The 20,516-nt window shown below is 64.4% G+C and carries 13 protein-coding genes; 9 read left to right on the plus strand and 4 right to left on the minus strand.

The genetic code is table 11. From position 1 onward, the window contains the following. Positions 1 to 16: 16 nt before the first annotated feature. Positions 17 to 1,234, minus strand: a complete 1,218-nt coding sequence (gene dapC / locus BLW71_RS03895; RefSeq protein WP_091793319.1) for a succinyldiaminopimelate transaminase — start codon at positions 1,232 to 1,234, stop codon at positions 17 to 19. Between the two features lie 452 nt (positions 1,235 to 1,686). Here dapC and BLW71_RS03900 point away from each other — a divergent pair, with 452 nt between their 5' ends. The 5 genes from BLW71_RS03900 to def all read left to right on the plus strand — a co-directional run bounded on the left by BLW71_RS03900 (position 1,687) and on the right by def (position 10,578). Further along, positions 1,687 to 2,682, plus strand: a complete 996-nt coding sequence (locus BLW71_RS03900) for a DMT family transporter (protein WP_091793321.1) — start codon at positions 1,687 to 1,689, stop codon at positions 2,680 to 2,682. A gap of 158 nt (positions 2,683 to 2,840) precedes the next feature. Beyond that, positions 2,841 to 6,359 (plus strand): chromosome segregation protein SMC, encoded by a 3,519-nt coding sequence (smc, locus tag BLW71_RS03905; protein WP_091800370.1) that lies wholly within the window; start codon positions 2,841 to 2,843, stop codon positions 6,357 to 6,359. Between the two features lie 139 nt (positions 6,360 to 6,498). Further along, positions 6,499 to 7,791 (plus strand): cell division protein ZipA C-terminal FtsZ-binding domain-containing protein, encoded by a 1,293-nt coding sequence (locus BLW71_RS03910; RefSeq protein WP_091793323.1) that lies wholly within the window; start codon positions 6,499 to 6,501, stop codon positions 7,789 to 7,791. A gap of 190 nt (positions 7,792 to 7,981) precedes the next feature. Further along, complete coding sequence (ligA, locus tag BLW71_RS03915; RefSeq protein WP_091793325.1) at positions 7,982 to 10,048, plus strand: NAD-dependent DNA ligase LigA; 2,067 nt, start codon at positions 7,982 to 7,984, stop codon at positions 10,046 to 10,048. Then, positions 10,045 to 10,578, plus strand: coding sequence for a peptide deformylase (gene def / locus BLW71_RS03920; RefSeq protein WP_007181426.1), 534 nt, complete (start codon positions 10,045 to 10,047; stop codon positions 10,576 to 10,578). The genes ligA and def overlap by 4 nt, the downstream gene beginning before the upstream one ends. Before the next feature lie 293 nt (positions 10,579 to 10,871). On the opposite strand, the gene BLW71_RS03925 is transcribed toward def, so the two are convergent. The 3 genes from BLW71_RS03925 to map are packed head-to-tail and all read right to left on the minus strand — an operon-like array spanning position 10,872 to position 16,483. Continuing rightward, positions 10,872 to 13,058: a pseudouridine synthase gene (locus tag BLW71_RS03925; RefSeq protein WP_091793327.1), complete on the minus strand. Its 2,187-nt coding sequence runs from the start codon at positions 13,056 to 13,058 to the stop codon at positions 10,872 to 10,874. Between the two features lie 6 nt (positions 13,059 to 13,064). Next, positions 13,065 to 15,644, minus strand: a complete 2,580-nt coding sequence (locus BLW71_RS03930; protein WP_091793329.1) for a [protein-PII] uridylyltransferase — start codon at positions 15,642 to 15,644, stop codon at positions 13,065 to 13,067. A 29-nt stretch (positions 15,645 to 15,673) separates the two neighbouring features. Beyond that, entirely contained in the window at positions 15,674 to 16,483 is an 810-nt protein-coding gene (gene map, locus BLW71_RS03935) for a type I methionyl aminopeptidase (protein ID WP_091793331.1), read from the minus strand. Between the two features lie 584 nt (positions 16,484 to 17,067). Here map and rpsB point away from each other — a divergent pair. From rpsB to frr, 4 genes are all read left to right on the plus strand, one after another. Continuing rightward, a complete protein-coding gene (gene rpsB, locus BLW71_RS03940; RefSeq protein WP_007181432.1) occupies positions 17,068 to 17,820 on the plus strand; it encodes a 30S ribosomal protein S2 in 753 nt (250 codons plus the stop codon). Positions 17,821 to 18,025: 205 nt separating this feature from the next. Beyond that, a complete protein-coding gene (gene tsf, locus BLW71_RS03945) occupies positions 18,026 to 18,907 on the plus strand; it encodes a translation elongation factor Ts (protein WP_091793333.1) in 882 nt (293 codons plus the stop codon). Between the two features lie 221 nt (positions 18,908 to 19,128). Further along, on the plus strand, positions 19,129 to 19,842 hold the full coding sequence (pyrH, locus tag BLW71_RS03950; protein WP_011488865.1) for a UMP kinase: 714 nt from the start codon (positions 19,129 to 19,131) through the stop codon (positions 19,840 to 19,842). A 100-nt stretch (positions 19,843 to 19,942) separates the two neighbouring features. Then, positions 19,943 to 20,503, plus strand: coding sequence for a ribosome recycling factor (gene frr / locus BLW71_RS03955; protein ID WP_012433445.1), 561 nt, complete (start codon positions 19,943 to 19,945; stop codon positions 20,501 to 20,503). Positions 20,504 to 20,516 lie beyond the last annotated feature (13 nt).

The following is a 20,516-nucleotide window of genomic DNA, read 5'->3' on the forward strand; positions in this document are numbered from 1 at the left end:
TGCAATCAGTGAAGACTCAACCCGCCAGCGCACGGCAAAAGTCGACGATCCGCTGCGCGCCTTGCGTGCATTCGTCGACGTCGGCGACGAGCGCCATGCGCACGAAATTGCGGCCGGGGTTCACACCATGCGCAGTGCGCGCGAGGAACGAGCCCGGCAGAACCGTCACATTATAGTCGGCGTAGAGGCGCTGGGCGAACTCGGTGTCCGTGAGACCGGTGCGCGAGACGTCCGCCCACAGGTAGAACGCGGCATCCGGCAGGCGCACGTCGAGCACCTCGGCGAGCATTGGCGTGACCGTGGAAAACTTCTGCACATACTTCGCGCGGTTCTCGCGCACGTGCGCTTCGTCATTCCAGGCCGCGATGCTGGCATTCTGGAACACGGTCGACAAGGCCGCGCCGTGGTATGTCCGGTATAGCAGGAAGCTCTTGAGAATCGCCGCGTCCCCCGCGACGAATCCCGAGCGCATGCCCGGCACGTTCGAGCGCTTGGACAGGCTCGACAGCATGATGAGCCGCTCGAACCCGCGGCCGAGCTTGTGGGCCGCTTCCAGACCGCCGAGCGGCGGGCTGGCTTCGTCGAAATAGATTTCGGAGTAGCACTCGTCCGAGGCGATCACGAAACCGTAGCGGTCCGACAGCGCGAACAGCTCGCGCCAGTCGTCGAGCGTGAGCACCGCGCCGGTCGGATTGCCGGGCGAGCAGACGTAAAGCAGCTGCGTGCGCGCCCAGATATCGGCCGGCACCGCCGAATAGTCGCAGGCAAAGTTGCGCGCCGGGTCGCTATTGACGAAGTACGGCTGCGCGCCGCCCAGAATCGCCGCGCCTTCGTAGATTTGGTAGAACGGGTTCGGACAGAGTACGATCGCAGGCTCGCTGTCAGCATTCTTTTTCGGGTCGAGCACGGTTTGGGCGAGGGCGAACAACGCCTCGCGCGAACCCGATACCGGCAGCACCTGGGTGGCCGGATCGACCGGCGGCAGGTTGTAGCGCCGTGTAACCCACTTCGCGATCGACTCGCGCAGAGCAGGCGTTCCAATCGTGGCCGGATACGCGGACAAACCGCCGAGCGAGGCCACCACGGCGTCGCGAATCAGCGCCGGCGTGGGGTGTTTCGGCTCGCCGATGCCGAAGCTGATATGCGCGAGGCCGGCGTTCGGCGTGACGTCCGCGAAAAGCGCGCGCAGCTTTTCGAACGGGTAGGGCTGAAGGGAGTCGAGTAGCGGGTTCACTGGGCGGATCGAGCCTGATCGAAGATGGGCGCTGACGGATGCAGAAAGAAGCGGCGCACGCGCTGGCGGCGATAAAGCGCAAAAACACGCTCGAAAGACGGCAGCAGCGGCGGGCGGATGATTATAGCGTGGTGAGCCTGGCGTGTCGGCGCTACCGTGGCGCAGGGTTCAGCGGGCTGCCGACCTGGCGGCGCCGGGCCAGGACAGGCCCGGTCAGTTGAGCGGTTAAGCAGATTAGGGACATCGCGCCGGCAAGCACCGGCGCAACCCGCCAGGCGGCGCAGGCAATGCGCTGCAGCGGGAACGACGCGAACCGCAGACGGTTCGCGCAAGCAAGAAGCAGGAGCAGCAATGTACGCAGCAGCCCCGGAGACATCCGGACACAACAGGCGCAGGAGCGCCGCGGTCCGTGACAGACACACCCCGAACGCCTCCGCAAGGAGTTCCGCACCATGACCAACTGGCTTCGCAACGGTTGGCCCACGCTCGCGATCATGCTGGGCGCGTCGGTGTGGGGAATGATCTGGTATCCATTGCGCATGCTGAATGCGCTCGGCGTGACTGGCACGGCAGCCAGCGCGCTGACGAGCGGCGCCGGCTGCCTGTTCGTGCTGCTGGTGCGGTATCGCGCGCTCAAGACTGTGCGCTGGCACTGGCTGTTGCCCGCTCTCGCGCTGGCCGCGGGCATCACCAACCTCGGCTTCGTGTGGGGCTCGATTCATGGCGAGGTGATGCGTGTGCTGCTGCTGTTCTATCTCACCCCGGCGTGGACCGCGCTCTTCGCGCACTTCATCCTGCATGAGCGGCTCACGTGGTCGGGGGCGGGGCTGGCCGCGCTGTCGCTAGCCGGCGCGATGACCATGTTGTGGTCGCCGCAACTGGGCATTCCCGTGCCGGGCAATCTCGCCGAATGGGCGGGCCTCGCGGGCGGCATGGGCTTTGCCATGAGCAACGTGCTGATTCTCAAGACGAGCCGCGTGTTGCCTGATATGAAGCCGGAAATGCGCACCGCGACGATTTTCGGCGGCGCGGCGATTTTCGGCGCCTGTGCTTCGCTATTCGAGGCGATGCCCGCGCCGCCCACCGGCGCGCATCTCGGCACGGCCGCGTTACTGGTGCTCGGCCTCGGTTTTCTGCTCGCGTCGAACAATATGCTGGTGCAGTACGGGCTCGCGCGCGTGCCGGCCAACCGCGCTTCGATCATCATGCTGTTCGAGATCGTAGTCACGGCGTTGTCGGCGTGGCTGTTCGCCGGCGAGACGCCCGGTCCGCGCGAATGGGCCGGCGGCGTGTGCATCGTGCTGGCCTCGGCGCTGTCCAGTTGGGTGCATCGGACCAAGGCCATGCCGCCCGATCCGGCCATTCAGGAAGAAAGCCTCGTGAATGAACGCAATGCAGACCTCGGCGAGCACAAGGACGGCAAGAACCCTCCACGCGCGATGGTATGATTGCCCCTCATTAGCCGGCACATGCCTCACTGCGTGAAGCCGGCACCCGTGTCCCGAGGGTTCGTTGGGTTTCGCGGGCCGTGTCGCTCTTTCGGCGAACGGCTGGCGCGGCCTTCACGAGCCACCCATTTTTTCCCTTTTCAAACAGCGAAATCGCCGTGCGTCTGACCTCGATCAAACTCGCTGGCTTCAAGTCATTCGTCGATCCCACGCATTTCCAGGTTCCGGGCCAGCTAGTCGGCGTGGTCGGACCGAACGGGTGCGGCAAGTCCAATATCATCGACGCCGTGCGCTGGGTGCTCGGCGAATCGCGCGCCTCCGAGTTGCGCGGCGAATCGATGCAGGACGTGATCTTCAATGGCTCGACCGCGCGCAAGCCGGGTAGCCGCGCCAGCGTCGAACTCGTGTTCGACAATGCCGACGGACGTGCCGCCGGCCAGTGGGGGCAGTATGCCGAAATCGCCGTCAAGCGCGTGCTCACGCGCGACGGCACCTCGAGCTACTACATCAACAATCTGCCGGCGCGTCGCCGGGACATTCAGGACATCTTCCTCGGCACCGGTCTCGGGCCGCGCGCCTACGCGATCATCGGGCAGGGCATGATCGCGCGCCTGATCGAGGCGAAGCCGGAAGAGTTGCGCGTGTTCCTCGAAGAAGCCGCAGGTGTGTCGAAGTACAAGGAACGCCGCCGCGAAACCGAGAACCGGTTGCACGACACGCGCGAGAATCTGACGCGGGTCGAGGACATCGTCCGCGAACTGGGGGCGAACCTCGAGAAGCTGGAAGCGCAGGCGGTGGTCGCCACGCGTTACAAGGAATTGCAGACCGACGGCGAAGAGAAGCAACGGCTCTTGTGGCTGTTGCGCAAGAACGAAGCCGGCAGCGAGCAGGAACGCCAGCAGCGTGCGATCGAACAGGCCCAGATCGATCTCGAAGCGCACACTGCGAAGCTGCGCGAAGTCGAAGCGCAACTCGAAACGCTGCGCGTCGCGCATTACTCCGCGAGCGACGCGATGCAGGGCGCGCAAGGCGCGCTCTACGAGGCAAATTCTGAAGTCAGTCGGCTCGAAGCCGAGATCAAGTTCATCGTCGAATCGCGCAATCGCGTGCAGGCGCAGATCGCCGCGCTGAATGCGCAGCGTGAGCAGTGGCAGTCGCAGGCGCAAAAAGCGCAAGACGATCTCGCGGACGCCGAAGAACAACTGGCCGTTGCCGAAGAAAAAGCCGCGCTGGCCGAAGACGAAGCCGCCGCCAAGCATGACGCGATGCCCGCGCTCGAAGCGCGCTGGCGCGATGCGCAAACGGAGTTGAACGCCGAGCGCGGCGGGATCGCGCAAACCGAACAGGCGCTCAAGCTCGAAGCCGCGCATCAGCGCAATGCCGATCAGCAATTGCAGCAATTGCAGGCGCGTCACGAGCGTTTGAAGTCGGAAGCAGGCGGTCTCGACGCCCCCGACGAAGCGCAACTCGAAGACTTGCGCATGCAGCTTGCCGAGCACGAAGAAATCCTGCACGACGCGCAAACGCGTCTTGCCGACGCGCAGGAAACGCTGCCGCGTCTGGACGGCGAACGCCGCGCCGCGCAGGAGCGCGTGCAGGCGGAAAGCGCGCAGATTCATCAGCTCGACGCGCGCCTCGCCGCGCTCAAGCAGTTGCAGGAAAACGTCCAGACCGAAGGCAAGATCCAGCCGTGGCTCGAAAAGCATGAACTGGGCGGCTTGCCGCGTCTGTGGAAAAAGCTGCATGTCGAAGCTGGTTGGGAAGCCGCGCTCGAGGCCGTGCTGCGCGAGCGGCTCGCCGCGCTGGAAGTGTCGAACCTCGACTGGGTCAAGGCATTCGCCACCGACGCGCCGCCCGCCAAGCTCGCCTTCTACGCGCCGCCCGTGGCCGGGCAGCCGTCCGTCACGCCGCCCGCGCTGCGGCCGCTGCTGTCGCTGGTGCGGATCGACGACGCGGGCATCCGCGCGGTGCTCAACGACTGGCTCGGTCTCGCGTTCGTCGCCGACGATCTGCAGCAGGCGCTCGCCATGCGCTCGCAGTTGCCGGAAGGCGGCTCGTTTGTCGTCAAGGCGGGCCATGTGGTGACGCGCGTGGGCGTGCAGCTGTATGCCGCCGACTCCGAACAGGCCGGCATGCTGGCCCGTCAGCAGGAAATCGAAAATCTGGCGCGCCAGGTTCGCGCACAAGCCTTGCTCGCCGACGAGGCGAAGGCCGCTGCGATCCGCGCCGAAGCCGCGCACACGCAAGCCGCCCAAGCCTTGACCGACGTGCGTCAGCAGGCGGAGCGCGCCACGCAGCGGGTGCACGCCTTGCAGATGGACGTGCTCAAACTCACCCAGGCGCACGAGCGTTACACGCAGCGCAGCACGCAGATTCGCGAGGAACTCGAAGAGATCACCGCGCAGATCGAAGAGCAGCGCGCCATGCGTGCGGAGTCGGAAGCGAACTTCGAGCGTCACGATGGTGAGCTGGCCGAATTGCAGGCGCGTTTCGAAGATCATCAACTGGCGTTCGAGGCGCTCGACGAACAACTCACCGCCGCGCGCGCTCAGGCCCGCGATCTCGACCGCGCCGCCACCGACGCGCGCTTTGCCGCGCGCAACATGGCGAACCGCATCGACGAATTGAAGCGCAGTATTCAGGTCGCGCACGAGCAGAGCGAGCGTGTCGCGGCGTCGCTGGAAGACGCGCGCGCCGAGCTGGAAACGATCAACGAGCAGACCGCGCACACCGGCTTGCAGGACGCGCTCGACATTCGCGCCGTCAAGGAAGAAGCGCTGCACGCCGCGCGCCTCGAACTCGACGATCTCACCGCCAAGCTGCGTGCCGCCGACGAAACGCGTCTCACGGCCGAGCGCGCGCTGCAGCCGTTGCGCGACCGGATCAACGAATTGCAGTTGAAGGAACAGGCGGCGCGCCTGAACGGCGAGCAGTTCATCGAGCAACTGGCCGCGGCCGGTGTCGACGAGGCGCAATTGCAGGCCAAGCTCACGCCGGACATGAAGCCGTCGTATCTGCAGGGCGAAGTCACGCGCATCAACAACGCGATCACCGCGCTCGGTCCGGTCAACATGGCCGCGCTCGACGAACTGAAGGCGGCGACCGAGCGCAAGTCGTTCCTCGACTCGCAATCGGCCGACCTGAACAGCGCGATCGAAACGCTCGAAGACGCGATCCGCAAGATCGACGCGGAAACGCGCACGCTGTTGCAAGGCACCTTCGACCAGGTGAACCAGCATTTCGGCGAACTGTTCCCGCGTCTGTTCGGCGGCGGCCAGGCGAGGTTGATCATGACCGGCGACGAGATTCTCGACGCCGGCGTGCAGGTCATGGCGCAGCCGCCGGGCAAGAAGAATTCGACGATTCACCTGCTGTCGGGCGGCGAGAAAGCGCTGACCGCCACGGCACTGGTGTTTGCGATGTTCCAGCTGAATCCCGCGCCGTTCTGTCTGCTCGACGAAGTGGACGCGCCGCTCGACGACGCCAATACGGAACGTTTCGCGAACCTCGTGCGTGCGATGTCGGACAAAACCCAGTTCCTTTTCATCTCGCACAACAAGATCGCGATGGAAATGGCGCAGCAGTTGATCGGCGTGACCATGCAGGAGCAGGGCGTGTCGCGGATCGTTGCCGTCGACATGGAAACGGCTGCGGGTTTCGCCCAGAATATCGTTTGAGTTGCGCTTGATTTGCGCTTGAATTGCTTTTGAGTCGACATTCGCGGGTGTCCGCGTTCAGCGCAGCGGCCGTTGGCCGCGCGACACGTGAGCCGGGCGTAGAAGCCGCGCAGATAAAAGAATTGCTGATGGAGCATGCATGGACGAGTTGACACTCGGTTTGATCGGCGCGGGTGCCGTGGTGGTCGGGGGCGTGGTCGTGTACAACGCGTGGCAGGGCGCGAAGGTGCGCCGCAAGATGCCGCGGCCAATGCCGGCCGACACCGCCGAGAACTTCGCGCGGGACGATCAGGAGGAACAGAGCCCGTTCATCGAGCCGGCCCGGCCGACCACGCGCCGCGAGCCGGTGGTGGGCGCCGAAGCGGCAGGAGAAACCGCGGCGGCGCGCGTCGAGCCGACTTTCGGCGGGCCCGCTACAGTGGCTGCGCCACTCGATACGCCGGCCGATATTCAGGCCGAGACGACCACGCCGAACGGCTACCCGGAAGCCGAGGGCGTGGCTGAAGCCGAAGGCGGCGAGCACGCGCAGGCCGGCAAGTCCGCGCAAGCCGCTCACCAGACCGACGAACCGGCCGAGCCGATTCTGCCAGCCGCCACGACGATTTCGTCCGCGCCGCCGGCTATCGTCGATCGCCGCATCGACTGTATCGTGCCGATTCGTTTGAATGGCCCGGTCGCTGGCGACAAGGTGATCCCGCTTGCGCAGCGTCTGCGCCGCGCGGGCAGCAAGCCGGTGCATATCGAGGGCAAGCTCGAAGGCGGCGCGTGGGAACTGCTGCAGAACGGCGCGCGCTACGAAGAGTTGCGCGCGGCCGCGCAGTTGGCCAATCGCAGCGGCGCGTTGAACGAACTGGAGTTCTCCGAGTTCGTGACCGGCGTACAGCAATTTGCCGACGCGCTGGATGCGTCGCCGGAATTCCCCGACATGCTCGAAACGGTGGCGATGGCGCGCGAACTCGACGGCTTCGCCGCGCAGTGCGACGCGCAATTGTCGATCAACGTGCTCTCCGACGGCGCGCCCTGGTCCGCCAACTACGTGCAGGCGATCGCGTCGCAAGACGGGCTGCTGCTGTCGCGCGACGGTACGCGTTTCGTCAAGCTCGACGCGCGGCAAAGCCCGGTATTCATGCTGCAATTCGGCGACACCAACTTCCTGCGCGACGACCTGACCTACAAGGGCGGCCAGATGATCACGCTGGTGCTCGACGTGCCGGTGGCCGACGAAGACATCCTGCCGTTCCGCCTGATGTGCGACTACGCAAAATCGTTGGCCGAGCGTATCGGCGGGCGGGTGGTCGACGACGGCCGCCGTCCGTTGCCGGAGACCGCGTTGCTCGCGATCGAAAAGCAGTTGATGACGCTCTATGCGAAGCTCGAACAGGCGGGAATTCCCGCGGGTTCGCCGGCCACGCGGCGCTTGTTCAGCCAGTAAGCTTTTACGTTTTTACCGATGTCCGCAACGGCCGCACGATGTGCGGCCGTTGTCGTTTCAGGCGGCGGTTTCACGCGCAGCCGGCGACCGGGAGCACCCCGTGCCGAAACTGGCCATTCGGCCGATGTAAAGGGGCACGCTTCCTGCGATAATCCAATGTCTGATTTTCACTGAAGAACCTTCCGACAGCATGGCCCGAACCCCCGTCTCACCCTCCGCAAGCAGTGCCCCGGCAGAGCGCGCCGCGTGGCTGCGCGCGGAACTCGAACGCGCCAATTACGCGTACTACGTGCTCGACCAGCCGGACCTGCCCGACGCGGAATATGACCGGCTGTTCAAGGAACTCGAGCGCATCGAGACGGAACATCCTGACCTGATCGTGCCGGATTCGCCCACTCAACGCGTGGGCGGCGAGGCGGCCAGCGGTTTCGAGCCGGTCGTGCACGACCAGCCCATGCTGTCGCTAAACAACGGTTTCGCGGACGAAGACATCGTTGCATTCGACAAGCGTATCGGCGATGCGCTCGGCAAGAACGCGAGCGAGCCCCCGGTGCCGGTCGATTACGCGGCCGAACTGAAGTTCGACGGCCTTGCCATCTCGCTGCGTTACGTCGACGGCGTGTTCGTTCAGGCGTCCACGCGCGGCGACGGCACGACCGGCGAGAACGTTACCGAAAACGTCCGCACGATCCGCTCCATTCCGCTCAAGCTCAAGGGCAAACGCGTGCCGGCCGTGCTCGACGTGCGTGGCGAAGTGCTGATGTTCAAGCGCGATTTCGAGCGTCTGAACGAACGTCAGCGGGCTGCTGAACAGAAGGAGTTCGCCAACCCGCGCAATGCGGCGGCGGGCAGTTTGCGGCAGCTCGATTCGAAAATCACCGCGCAGCGGCCGCTGTCGTTTTTCGCTTATGGAATCGGCGTGCTCGAAGGCATGGACATGCCGGCCACGCATAGCGAACTGCTCGACTGGTACAAAGAACTCGGCTTGCCTGTGAATGGCGAACGCGCGGTGGTGCGGGGCGCAGAGGGCTTGCTGGGGTTTTTCCACGCCGTTGGCGAGAAGCGCGAGAAGCTGCCGTACGACATCGACGGTGTGGTGTACAAGGTCAACCGGCGCGATGAGCAGGAGGCGCTCGGTTTCGTGTCGCGCGCGCCGCGTTTCGCGCTCGCGCACAAATTCCCCGCGCAGGAGGCGCTCACCAGACTCGTCGCGATCGACGTGCAGGTCGGCCGTACCGGTGCGATTACGCCGGTGGCGCGGCTCGAGCCGGTGTTCGTCGGCGGCGCGACGGTCACGAACGCCACGCTGCATAACGAAGACGAAGTGCGCCGCAAGGACATCCGCATCGGCGACACGGTGATCGTGCGGCGCGCCGGCGACGTGATTCCCGAAGTGGTGAGCGCGCTGCTCGACCGGCGTCCTGAGGATGCGCGCGAGTTCGTCATGCCCACGCATTGCCCGGTGTGCGGCTCGAATATCGAGCGCTTGCCGGACGAGGCGATTGCGCGCTGTACCGGCGGACTGTTCTGTCCCGCGCAGCGCAAGCAGGCGCTGTGGCATTTCGCGCAGCGGCGCGCGCTGGATATCGACGGACTGGGCGAAAAAATCATCGATCAACTGGTCGAGCAGAATCTCGTGCGTACGCCGGCCGATCTGTTCAATGTCGGCTTCGCGACGCTCTCCGAACTCGACCGCTTTGCGGAAAAGTCCGCGCAAAACCTGCTCGACTCGCTCGAAAAGGCCAAGCACACCACGTTGGCGCGCTTCATCTACGCGCTCGGTATTCGCCATGTGGGCGAGTCCACGGCCAAAGACCTGGCCAAGCACTTCGGCTCGCTGGATCCGATCATGGACGCGTCGGTGGAAGCCTTGCTGGAGGTCAACGACGTCGGGCCGGTAGTGGCCGAGTCGATTCATCAGTTCTTCGCCGAAGAGCACAACCGTACGGTGATCGAGCAACTGCGCGCGCCGGGCAAAGTCACGTGGGCGGAAGGGCCGCCCGCTCCGAAAGCGCCGCAAGGCGTGCTGGCCGGTAAGACGGTCGTGTTGACCGGCACCTTGCCGAGCCTCGCGCGCGAAGAGGCAAAGGAAATGCTGGAAGCCGCCGGCGCGAAAGTGGCCGGATCCGTGTCGAAGAAAACGGACTATGTGGTGGCGGGAGCCGAAGCCGGCAGCAAGTTGGCTAAGGCCGAGGAACTCGGCATTCCCGTACTCGACGAAGATGGTATGCGTAAGCTCCTGGAGGGGCAGTTATGATCCGCGAAATTCTTAAGATGGGCGATCCGCGCCTTTTGCGTATTGCCGATCCGGTCGATCACTTCGACACGCCCGAGTTGCATGAGCTCGTGAAGGACATGTTCGAGACCATGCATGACGCCAATGGCGCGGGCCTCGCCGCGCCGCAGATCGGCGTCAATCTGCAGGTGGTGATCTTCGGCTTCGGCCACAACGAGCGCTACCCGGATGCGCCACCGGTGCCGGAAACGGTGCTGATCAATCCGACCATCACGCCGGTCTCGCAGGACATGGAAGAGGGCTGGGAAGGCTGCCTGTCTGTGCCGGGCTTGCGCGGCGCGGTGAGCCGGTTTTCGATGATCAAATATCACGGATTCGACCAGTACGGCAAACCTATCGATCGCGTCGCGGAGGGTTTTCACGCGCGCGTCGTGCAGCATGAGTGCGATCACCTGATCGGCAAGCTCTATCCGATGCGGATCAACGACTTCGCGAAGTTCGGGTTCACGGAAGTGCTGTTTCCGGATATGGATCCGAATAGCGACGATTGAAGCTGTTGGGGTGATGTGCCGCGGGGTGATGAACCGCCGCGGGTGTTCCTATAGCGGAACCATTGAAGTCGAAGCAGAATTGACGGATAGCGGCAAACTGGCGCGTCTCTCGGACCTGGTGAAGCGTGAGACTCGTCCAGCGTCGTCCACGCTGACAGGCGGCAGGGCGTCGGAAGGACCGGCTCATTAGCAAACAACCCCACGTTTTCGAACAAACGTGGGGTCGTTTTGCACCGCCGCCAGGCTATCGACCGGGTGAGGATCTAACCGCGCCCTCAGCACCGGACACATAGTCAGAACGATTCGTCGGCTGACAGGTAGCGCCATTGCCCAGGCGGCAGCGCGCCCAGCATCACACGGCCCATGCGCACGCGCTTCAGGCCGATCACTTCGAGGCCGACCAGTTCGCACATGCGGCGAATCTGGCGCTTCTTGCCTTCACGCAGCACAAAACGCAATTGTTCGCCGTTCTGCCAACTGACCTGCGCGGGTTTGAGCGGCACATCGTCGAGCGAGAGGCCGTGCCGCAGCAGCGCCAGACTTTCCGGCGGGAAGTGGCTTTCGACGTCGGTGGTGTGCTCGCCGAACGCCACGCGCACGAGATACTCCTTGTCGATTTCCGAATGACCGCCGATCAGCTGCTTCGCGATACGGCCGTCCTGAGTCAGTACCAGCAAGCCCGTCGAGTCGATATCCAGACGGCCGGCCGGTGCGAGCTGGCGCAAATGCGCGACCGAAAAGCGAATGTCCGAGCGGTCGCCTTCCCAGCGGTTCTCCGGCGTAACGAGCGTGATGGCCGGTTGATAACCGTCTTCCGCCTGACCGGAGACGAAGCCCACTGTCTTGTGGATCAGCACTGTCACCTGGCTTGCTTGCGCGGCTTCGGCGGCGGGGTCGATCTCGATACGCTGGTCCGGGCGAACCTTGGTGCCGAGCGTGTCGATGCGCTCGCCGTCCACCATCACCCAGCCTTTTTCGATCCACTCGTCGGCTTCGCGGCGCGAACACATACCGAGTTCCGACATCAGCTTGGACAGGCGCAAAGTGCCCGGCGCGTCTTCGTAATCGCGACGCGGCGTGCGCGGCGTGGCATCGACTTCGGAATCGCGCTCGCTTCGTGCTGCGCCGCGCGGCTTGTCGGCGCGCGCGGGCCGCTCGTCGCCGAAGCGGCGTCCGGCGGCGGGCAAGGTCTTGTCGAAGCTGCGGGCAGGGCGCTCGGTGCGCTCCGCGCCGCGCGCAGGACGGTCGCCGAATTCGCGTTTGGCCGGCGCGCGATCGCCGCGCTCGTCGCGCGGAGCGCGTGCCGGACGGTCGGAGCGCTCGCCGTAGCCGCTCTTGACGGGCTTGGCAAAACTGCGTTCACCGCGTTCGGACGAACCGCGCTCGCCTTCGAAACGACGCGGCGCGCTGTCGTTGCGCGGCCCGCGCTCACCGCCACGGCGCTCTTGCGGAGCGCCACGGTCGCTGCCGAAGCGCGGACGGTCGGACGCATCGCGCTCACGACGTTCCGGACGATCGCCGCGCGACGAGCCTTCGGACGGACGGCCCGTGCCAGGACGCGCACCGCTGAACGGGCGGCGTTCGTTATCGTCGCGGCGCGGGGCGCGGTCGCTGGCACCTTCAAACCGACGTGGCGGGCGTTCACCCTCGGTGCGACGGGGGGCGCGATCGCTGGCACCTTCAAACCGACGTGGGGCGCGTTCACCCTCAGCGCGGCGCGGGGCGCGTTCGCTACGATCACCACTGCCTTCAAACCGGCGCGGGGCGCGTTCGCCATCGTCGCGACGCGGGGCGCGCTCGCTGCTGCCTTCAAACCGACGCGGTGCACGTTCACCCTCAGCCCTGCGGGGTGCGCGTTCACTGCGGTCAGCGCCACCTTCAAAGCGACGCGGTGCACGTTCACCTTCGGTGCGACGGAGTGGGCGTTCGCTGCGGTCAGCACCACCTTCAAACCGACGTGGCGCGCGCTCTCCCTCGGCGCGGCGCGGGGCACGTTCGCTGCCACCTTCAAAGCGGCGCGGTGCCCGCTCGCCCTCGGTCCTGCGCGGCCCACGTTCGCTACGATCACCGCTGCCCTCAAACCGGCGCGGGGCGCGTTCACCATCGTCGCGACGCGGAGCGCGCTCGCCGCTGCCTTCAAACCGGCGCGGCGCACCCGTACTGCCGGCGCCTTCGCGGCGCGGCGGCCGATCCGACGCGGCCCGCTGAGTCCCACCGGCCGTCCGCTCGCGCGAAAACGACCCTTCGGCCTTTGCCGGACGAGCGCCAGCGCCCGCCGGCTTGCCGCCGGCCGGTCGCTTGCCGCTTCCAGCCGGCGCGCCAGTGCGTTCGCTCCGGGCTCCGCCGATACCCGCCGTCGACTCAGAAGGCTTCGGCCCCGCCGGGCGCGTCGGCTTACGCGCCGATGGACTTCCGGTACGGACAGGGGCGCGTTCGGACGAAGCCGGCCGCGGGTGCTTGGCTGTTAATTTGACTCGCATGAAATCTCACACTGCAATCGCGCGCAGCAGTTCGGTCTCGACCTGAATTTGCAGGCGGCTGTCAGACAGGCCGCGTCCATCAAGCAGGAACACGTCTTCGACGCGTTCGCCGAGCGTATTGATCCGCGCCGAAGCGACGCCGACCCGATGCTCGGCCAGCACGCGCGCAATCGAATAAAGAAGGCCTGGCCGGTCGTTCGCCGACACGGACAGGATGTAATATTGGCCGCGCTCGTCGGCCCGAAGATCGACGCGCGGCGTAACAGGGAAGGTCCGCGACAGCCGTGACAGACGGCCTTTCGACGGTCCCGGAAGCAGGGTGCCGTCACCCGTGAGGCGAGCGGTCAGTTCCTGTTCGACCAGATTGGCAATATCGCGATAATGCACGTCTTCTTCGGTATGCGCGACGAGGAAATTATCGAGCGCGTAACCGTGACGGGTCGTGCTGACCCGCGCATCGAGCACCGACAAGCCATTGCGGTCGAAATACGCGCAAATGCCGGCGAACAGATCGGGCTGATCCTTCACATAGACCAGCACCTGAAGCGCCTCGCCGATCGGCGACGGACGGGCCCGCACGATCGGCGTCGGCGTTTCGACATGGCGATACAGCACACGTGTTTGCCACGCGATATCCGCCGCGTCGTGACGCAGGAAATAGCCGATGTCGAGCTTGTCCCATAGCGCCCTCTGCGCACCTTCCGGCACGGTTTCGAGGCGCAGCAGCGCAAGCGCTTCTTCCTGCCGGGACTTCAGTTCCGAATGCGCATCCGGGCGTGCGCCGCCGAGTACGGAGAGGGTGGCGCGGTACAGATCTTCGAGCAGCTTGCCTTTCCACGTGTTCCAGACTTTCGGACTGGTGCCGCGGATGTCGGCCACGGTCAGCAGGTAGAGCGCCGTGAGGCGGCGCTCGGTGCCGACCAGTTCGGCAAATCGCTTGATGACTTCCGGGTCGCTCGTATCCTGCTTCTGAGCGACCTGGCTCATGGTCAGATGCTGCTGGACCAGCCACACGACGAGTTCGCCGTCGTCGCCGAGAATGCCGTGATTGCGGCAGAAGCGCCGCGCGTCGGCCATGCCGAGCGTGGAATGGTCGCCGCCGCGGCCTTTGGCGATGTCGTGAAACAGCGCCGCCACGTACAGCACCCACGGCCGGTCAAAGTTGGCGATCAGCTGGCTGCAGAACGGATATTCGTGCGCGTGCTCGGCCACGGCGAAGCGCCGCAGATTGCGCAGCACCATCAGAATGTGCTGGTCGACGGTGTAGACGTGATACAGATCGTGCTGCATCTGCCCGACAATGCGCCGGAAGTTGAGCAGATAGCGCCCCAGTACGCTGGTCTGGTTCATCAGGCGCAGTGCGTGCGTGATGCCGGCCGGCTGCTTCAGGATGTCCATGAAGAGGCGCCGGTTTTCCGGGTCCCGCCGCCAATGCTGATCCATCACGTCGCGGGCGTTGTAGATCGCGCGCAGGGTGCGCGCCGACAGGCCTTTTACGCCGGGCGTCTGTTCGTACAGCAGGAAAGCCTCGAGGATCGCGTTCGGCTCGCGCTGGAACACGTCGTCGCTGGCGATTTCCAGCATGCCCTGCTTCTCGACGAAGCGGTCCGACAGCACACGCGTGACGCCGCTCGTGCTGGGAAAGAGTTGCGCCTCGATGTTCTGGATCAGGATCGTGGCGAGTTGCGTGACAGCCTTGGCAGACCAGTAGTAGCGGCGCATGAGCTGTTCGCTCGCGCGCTTGGTGGCGGTCGGCTTGTAGCCGAAGCTCTCCGCCACCGCCGTTTGCAGGTCGAACACCATGATGTCCTGACGACGCCCGGCGATCACATGCAGCCGCGCACGCAGCGCTTTCAGGAAACTCTCGTTGCGGCGCAGTTCGCGCGCCTCGCGCTCGGTGATCAGGCCGCGCGCTTCGAGTTCGCGCCAGCTGCTGCCGAAACCGGCCGCCTGGGTGATCCACAGAATCAGTTGCAGATCGCGCAGGCCGCCCGGGCTCTCCTTGATGTTGGGTTCGAGCGAGTAAGGCGTGTCCTGGAATTTGGCGTGGCGCTGGCGCATTTCCAGCACTTTGGCCTGGAAGAAGGCTTTGGGGTCGAGCGCGTCGCGGTAACGCTTCGCGAAGTCGTCGAACAACTCCGCGCTGCCGGTTATGCGCCGTGCTTCGAGCAGCGAGGTGCGCACCGTGACGTCGTTGGCGGCTTCATCGAGGCATTGCGACACGCTGCGTACGCTGCTGCCCAGTTCGAGCCCCAAATCCCAGGCGAGACTGATAAAGCGTTCGATGCGGGCTTCCAGATGCCCGATCGGCGCGTCGGGCAGCAACACCAGAATGTCGATGTCGGAGTGCGGCGCCAGTTCGCCGCGCCCGTAGCCGCCCACCGCCAGCAAGGCCAGCTCGGGCGGCAGGTCGCAGGTGTTCCAGACGGCGCTCAGGGAATCGTCGGTGGCGCGCGCGAGCGAGGCCATCAGCGCCTCGACGTTGGTGGCCGTCCTGAAGCGTTCCAGCAGTTGGGCTTTGGCCACTTTGTACTCCGCCTTGAGCGACCTGGCAGGGGATTGGGCGAGGGCTGGAACACTACTCATTGGCAGGCGGCGGTGGGTTCGGAAGTCAGTCAGGCGGTGGCCGCGACGATCGGCGGACGCGCGGGCGTGCCGGCCGAAACGGTCAGCACGTCGTAGCCGGTTTCGGTGACGAGCACGGTATGCTCCCACTGCGCCGACAGGCTGCGGTCTTTCGTTTTGACGGTCCACTGGTCCGGCATGGTGCGGATGTCGCGGCGGCCGGCATTGATCATCGGCTCGATCGTGAAGATCATGCCGGTTTGCAGCTCGAGCCCGGTGCCGGGGCGGCCGTAGTGCAGGATCTGCGGGTCCTCGTGGAACACCGTGCCGATGCCGTGACCGCAATATTCGCGCACCACGCTGTAGCCCTGGCCTTCCGCATGTTTCTGGATCGCATAGCCGATGTCGCCGAGATGGGCGCCCGGACGCACCTGGTCGATGCCGAGCCACATGCATTCGAAGGTGGTCTGAACCAGACGTTTGGCCAGGATCGAGCCTTCGCCGACGATGAACATGCGGCTGGTGTCGCCGAAATAGCCTTCCTTGATGACGGTGACGTCGATATTCAGCGCGTCGCCGTTCTTCAAGGTCTTGTCGCCCGGAATGCCGTGGCAGATCACGTCGTTGACGGAAATGCAGGTGGCTTTCGGGTAGGGCGGGTAGCCGGGCGGCTGATAGTTCAGCGGCGCCGGAATCGTGCCCTGTTCCTTCAGCATGTATTCGTGGCACAGGCGGTCGAGTTCGCCAGTGGTGATGCCCGCCGTGACGAACGGCGTGATGTAGTCGAGCACTTCGCTCGCGAGTTTGCAAGCGACGCGCATCTGCGCGATATCGTGTTCGTTTTTGAGCGTAATAGCCATGAGTCGGGCCTGAAATGCGATTTATTGCGAGATTATCGCACCATATTCCTGCCGCCGCAGGCTTTTGCGACGGGAGTGACGCCTGTCGAGGGCTCGTGCGCGAGTCCCTGAGGTGGTCCCTGAGGTGGTCCATTGAGCAGGCGGCTTTCGCCGCGGTGGCGCAATGCCGCTCAGTGTCGAAGGCGCGCCGCAGTCGGCATTGCACCATGCCAGGGCGGGTTGGGTCGGCTGGCTCGGGCTGGTCGATCGGGGGCGGGCGGCGAGTACGCGGGTGCAACCGGCGGCGTCAGACAGGAGCTACCGGAGCAGGTTGAGTCGTGCAATAGTCGCGTGCTATAATCTTTGGCTAAGTCGATCTCTGTCTTGCTTTATTGCTTCATATGGTCTCCATGTGAGTGAAAAGTTTGGCGGGAGCGGCTTCTCATGGCGCTGGTTGCCTGCGCTATGAGGTAGTAAAGCATGACAAGGCAGCAGACTCGCAAGCCGGCGCACCCAGGGTGTCCGTCGCGTTCAGCCAGATAGATGAAATGGCGGCGCGGCCGATACGGCAGCCGGCTTAAGACCCAACCCTCGCGGAGATTTTCATGGCAGTTACCATGCGTCAAATGCTGGAAGCCGGTGTCCACTTCGGTCACCAAACGCGCTTCTGGAACCCGAAGATGGCCCCGTTCATTTTCGGTCATCGCAACAAGATTCACATCATCAACCTCGAAAAGACGCTGCCGATGTACAACGACGCGCTGAAGTACGCGCGTCAACTGGCAGCGAACCGCGGCACGATCCTGTTCGTTGGCACGAAGCGTCAATCGCGCGACACCATCGCTGAAGAAGCACAACGCGCTGGTATGCCGTACGTCAATGCTCGCTGGCTCGGCGGCATGCTGACCAACTTCAAGACGCTGAAGGTATCGATCAAGCGCCTGAAGGACATGGAAGCGGCGCTGGAAGCAGGCGAAACCGAACGCATGAGCAAGAAGGAAGCGCTCCTGTTCGAACGCGAAATGGCCAAGCTGCAAAAGTCGATCGGCGGCGTGAAGGACATGGGCGGCATTCCGGACGCGATCTTCGTGGTCGACGTCGGCTACCACAAGATTGCCGTGACCGAAGCCAACAAGCTCGGCATTCCGGTCATCGCCGTGGTCGACACGAACCACTCGCCGGAAGGCATCGACTACGTGATCCCGGGTAACGACGACGCCTCGAAGGCTGTCGCTCTGTACACGGCTGGCGTGGCTGACGCGATCGTTGAAGGCCGTGCGAACGCGGTCAACGAAGTGGTGCAGGCTGCACGTGGTGGCGACGGCGACGAGTTCGTCGAGGTCAACGCGGAAGCGTAAAGCTGCCCCGTGTCCGGCAAAAAAGGGGGCTTTCTACAGGCCCCCTTTTTTTAAGCCGCGATATTGTAGTAGGGTGCGGCCGGCAGTCTTCCGAGCGGTGCCCAGGCGTTGTCCGTAAAAAAGTACGCGCAACGCTGAAACGAATTCTTGCCGCCGGCATCGAAATGCGGGCGGCGTGTGACAGACGGAACTCAAGGAGCAAATGATGGCGGCAATTACCGCAAGCATGGTTGCAGAACTGCGCGCAAAGACCGACGCGCCGATGATGGAATGCAAGAAGGCGCTGACGGAAGCCGACGGCGACATGGCGCGCGCTGAAGAGCTGCTGCGCGTGAAGCTGGGCAACAAGGCCAGCAAGGCAGCGTCGCGCGTGACGGCTGAAGGCGTGGTCGCATCGTTCATCGGCGGCAATGCAGGTTCGCTGGTCGAGCTGAACTGCGAAACCGACTTCGTTTCGAAGAACGACGACTTCCTGGCTTTCTCGAAGAAGGTCGCTGAGCTGGTCGCTACGCAAAACCCGGCTGACGTCGCTGCTTTGTCGGCACTGCCGCTGGACGGCTCGACGGTCGACGCAGTGCGTCTCGCGCTGGTCGGCAAGATCGGCGAAAACCTGTCGATCCGCCGTTTCGTGCGCTTCGACACCGCCAACAAGCTGGCAGCGTACCTGCACGGCACGCGTATCGGCGTGCTGGTCGAGTACACGGGCGCGGACGAGCAGGTCGGCAAGGACGTGGCAATGCACATCGCCGCAATGAAGCCGGTTTCGCTGTCGTCGGACGACGTGCCGGCGGATCTGATCGCCAAGGAACGCAGCATTGCTGAACAGAAGGCCGCCGAATCGGGCAAGCCGGCTGAAATCGTCGCCAAGATGGTCGACGGCAGCGTGCAGAAGTACCTGAAGGAAGTGTCGCTGCTGAACCAGACGTTCGTTAAGAACGACAAGCAGACGATCGAACAGATGCTGAAGGCCGGCAACGCGAGCGTGCAGAAGTTCGCACTGTTCGTGGTCGGCGAAGGCATCGAGAAGAAGCAGGACGACTTCGCAGCTGAAGTGGCCGCTCAAGTCGCTGCTGCAAAGCAACAATAAGTCGCACCCAAGCATCACTGTTGTATCGTTGGACCCGCGGCAGAGCAAGACTTTGCCGCGGTCGGCAGCGCCGCAAGGCTGCGCGCGGGTTGACCCTCGTGGCGCAGCCGCCGCTGGCGAACCCCAGGGTTCGTCAATTTGGCGACGCTTGCCCGAATCAGCATTTCACCCCTACATTAGTCCCTTGTTGTTGCCCTGTTCTGCGCGATCTGGATACCCCTATGCCCACTGCCTATAAACGCGTCCTGCTCAAACTCTCCGGTGAAGCTCTGATGGGCGACGATGCCTTTGGCATCAATCGCGCGACCATCGAACGAATGGTGGCGGACGTGGCCGAAGTGGTCCGTCTCGGAACGCAGCTGGCCGTGGTGATCGGCGGCGGCAATATTTTCCGCGGCGTCGCAGGCGGCGCGGCGGGTATGGATCGCGCCACGGCCGACTACATGGGCATGCTGGCCACCATGATGAACGCCCTGGCGCTGCAGGACGCCATGCGCCACGCCGGTATCGAGGCGCGCGTGCAATCGGCGCTGCGCATGGACCAGGTGGTCGAGCCGTACATCCGGCCCCGCGCGATTCGCCAGCTCGAAGAAGGCAAAGTCGTGATTTTCGCGGCCGGCACCGGCAACCCGTTCTTCACGACCGACACGGCCGCAGCGCTGCGCGGCTCGGAAATTGGCGCGGAAGTCGTGCTGAAAGCAACGAAGGTGGACGGCGTCTACTCCGCCGACCCGAAGAAAGACCCGAGCGCGACCCGTTACACCACGATCAGCTTCGACGAGGCAATCGGCCGCAATCTGCAGGTCATGGACGCCACGGCGTTCGCACTGTGCCGCGACCAGAAGCTGCCGATCCGGGTGTTTTCGATCGTCAAGCCGGGCGCGCTCAAGCGCATCGTACAAGGTGAGGACGAAGGCACTCTCGTCCACGTGTAAACTCTCGTTCACATAACGTGGGCTTTGACGCGAGCCCGGGTCGCCGCATCTTGCGCGCGCTGGCCGGCTCGCACCGTTTTGAAGGTTCGGAGGTTTAAAAATGTCTGTGGCTGATATCCGAAAGGGCGCTGAACAAAAGATGCAGCGCTCCATCGACGCGTTCAAGAACGACCTGTCGAAGATCCGCACGGGCCGTGCGCATACGGGCCTGCTGGATCACATCCAGTGCGATTACTACGGTTCGCCGGTGCCGATTTCACAAGTCGCGAACCTGACGCTGATCGACGCCCGCACGATTGGCGTGCAGCCGTGGGAAAAGAAGATGGTTCAGGTCGTCGAAAAGGCGATCCGCGAGTCGGACCTCGGCCTGAACCCGGCCACGCAAGGCGACGTGATTCGCGTGCCGATGCCCGCGTTGACCGAAGAGCGCCGCCGCGAACTGACCAAAGTGGTCAAGAGCGAAGCGGAAACGGCCAAGGTCGCCGTGCGCAATTTGCGCCGTGATGCAAACGAGCAACTGAAAAAGCTCGTGAAGGACAAAGAAATTTCGGAAGACGACGAGCGTCGTGCCGGTGACGACGTTCAGAAGCTGACGGACAAGTTCGTTGCCGAAATCGACAAACTCGTCGTGACGAAAGAAGCCGAGATCATGACGGTCTGAGGCCGGTCGCCTC

It is taken from the genome of Burkholderia sp. WP9, assembly GCF_900104795.1.
Taxonomy (GTDB): Bacteria; Pseudomonadota; Gammaproteobacteria; order Burkholderiales; family Burkholderiaceae; genus Paraburkholderia.